This is a genomic window from Rahnella sp. Larv3_ips (assembly GCF_003697865.1).
GTDB lineage: Bacteria > Pseudomonadota > Gammaproteobacteria > Enterobacterales > Enterobacteriaceae > Rahnella > Rahnella rivi.
This window is the reverse complement of the sequence record NZ_MJIB01000018.1, coordinates 1-2,174: the sequence shown is the minus strand read 5'-3', so window position 1 is coordinate 2,174 and position 2,174 is coordinate 1. Positions and strand designations below refer to the sequence as shown.

At 51.5% G+C, this 2,174-nt stretch carries 2 protein-coding genes and 1 pseudogene; all 3 read right to left on the bottom strand.

What is annotated here, in order from left to right; genetic code table 11:
* Positions 1–176: pseudogene (locus ED901_RS25495) on the bottom strand (hemagglutinin repeat-containing protein); the annotation flags it as partial.
* 245 nt (positions 177–421) lie between these two features.
* Positions 422–628, bottom strand: a complete 207-nt coding sequence (locus ED901_RS19505) for a hypothetical protein (protein WP_122096979.1) — start codon at positions 626–628, stop codon at positions 422–424.
* On the bottom strand, positions 625–2,174 hold a 1,550-nt coding region (locus ED901_RS25580; protein ID WP_305775606.1), incomplete at its 5' end, for a VENN motif pre-toxin domain-containing protein. The genes ED901_RS19505 and ED901_RS25580, both read right to left, overlap by 4 nt.

Below are 2,174 nucleotides of genomic sequence, written 5' to 3'. Positions count from 1 at the left end.
GACTTGCTCATACTCAGGGAAGCGGAGCCGGTCATCGACCCAAAGGTGAAGCTGAATCCACCGCTGATGCTCTGCTGTTTACTCTGGTAGTCGTCGATATCCTGCTGACTGGTGAGCGTCAAATCACGCCCGATATTTGCCGTGATTTTATCGCCCAGCGCCTGCGCTCCGGAGATGTTGACGTATACACCGGCGCTTCACCCTCTGCCTTGCCTTTGGACGCATAACTGCAGCCCTGAGCACCAATGCCCGTTTCCTTGCTGAGAGAGATACCACTCACAGTAATGGGATTGGCCTTTTCCAGCGCAGTACCTGAGATTTTTGCACCAGCAGCACCTCCGGCACTACCCCATAAACCGGTTTTATTATTTCGTGAACAGCATTTTTAGGATCACTCGGATTTGGTTAATCTGAATCCTAATTACATTTGTACGCCAATTTCATCAGCTAACGCCCTCAATCGAATAGAAATATCAATAATCTCATTCTTGTTTAATCCACAGTATGTAGTTAGAGAGCCCTCTGGAACATTTTGAATTAACGCTAATCCACATGAAACAAAGTACCTAAGCTCTTTGGGGGTTACTCTAAAATTAATGTAATCACAATCGTTCATTTTCTCACTCATTTCTTCGGCACCTGAGAATTAATATAGTTATCCCAACCAACCCCACCTTTGTCTGGTCTGAAGGCAGTAGCTTCACCTCTCTGCCCTCTAATGACAATGGTTTTAGTTGAGTTATCAAGATAGTAAGTTGTCCCGTCAACAGATTGACGGCGTTCAATTTCTGGATTAGTAACAATACCTTCCACAAAACTTTGGAACTGACTTTTAGTACTGATACCAAGGTCAGAGAACTCTTTCCGTTCAAGCACATGCTTCTCGTAGGCATGGCCATTCGCGACCTCTTCAGCTAGAAGCTGAGAGTTAAGTTTTCCTTGGTTGACTGTGCTCTGTGCCCCATTGCTTCCTTTTGCACCAACTCCAACCCCTGGCCCTAACCCTGGACTTACTACTTTATGTGTCAGCTCAGGATTTTCAGTGTCAGGAAGCGCACCAAATATCTCATTCTCTTTTTTCCTTAACTCTTCTGCATCTTTCTCGAATTCGCTAAGGTCACCCTCCGCATTATTCTCAACCGCCGTTTTCCCAGCAACCGCCCCCGTTCCTGTAGCCACCGACGAATTCCCGGCCACGCCACCCGCCAGACCGGCCGCCAGCGTGCTCAGTGCGCTGACATTCGCTTTTTGATCATTCGTCAGGTTTTCCGGTTTTACTCCCGGATACAGCTCTTTCGCAATCAACTGCGCAGCCAGTTCACCGGTCGCGGCCCCGACTGCACCGCCCGACACAGAACCGCCCTGCAGATAGGCGACCACTGCGCCGGCAAGCGCATGCCCGGTGATATTTTCGACTTCGTTAACGTTGCCTTTGCTGTCCGTGGTCGCCGCCTTCACGGCCAGCGACAGATAAGGTGCCAGCGCGCCTGATATTGCTGTCCCTGCCGTCCAGAACGGGCTGCCGATACCATACTTTTGTTCTGCTGCGATGTATTCCGGCGAGTTCTCCAGCATCTTCTGCTGGTCTGCAGGTGAAGCTTTATTGTACTCCGCCGTGCCTGACAATCTTGCGAGCGCGTCACTTCGTGCATTCACCTGCGCCTGCATGACCACATTCTGCATCGTCTGGACGCCCACCTGGCTGATAGCCTGCGCCACGGCCTGATTTTCTTCTATTTTCTGCTTGTCGAAAATTTTATCGATATGCCCGTTGGCGTTCTCCGTATCACGGCTCAGCGTACTCACTTCCTGTGTTTGCTGACCGGTATCTCGTACCGTAATGCTGCCATCAGCAACCGCTGAACGGGTGGTGCCCGATGCGCTGCCGCTGGCATTGGTCATCACCGGCAGCACACCCCCTGTATTGTGCCGCACGTCCCCCTGGTCTTTACTGGATGAGAAACCGGCGCTGACCCCAACGCTGCTGGCAATGTAGTTTGCCTTGTTCTGGATATCGTCCCAGCCCAACGTCCCGGTATTCAGGCTGTTATTGGCCGCATCAGCGGTCGAAGCAATCACGGCACCGTTCAGTTGCGTATGGTCACCGACGTAGATGTCATAGCCCTGATTACCGGCAAACAGCCCGCTCTGGTCGCCCACGCTGGCGTATTCAC

Excerpts from the sequence above, each read along its gene's own strand:
- ED901_RS19505 (WP_122096979.1), bottom strand. The coding sequence starts at position 628 with ATGAGTGAGAAAATGAACGATTGTGATTACATTAATTTTAGAGTAACC.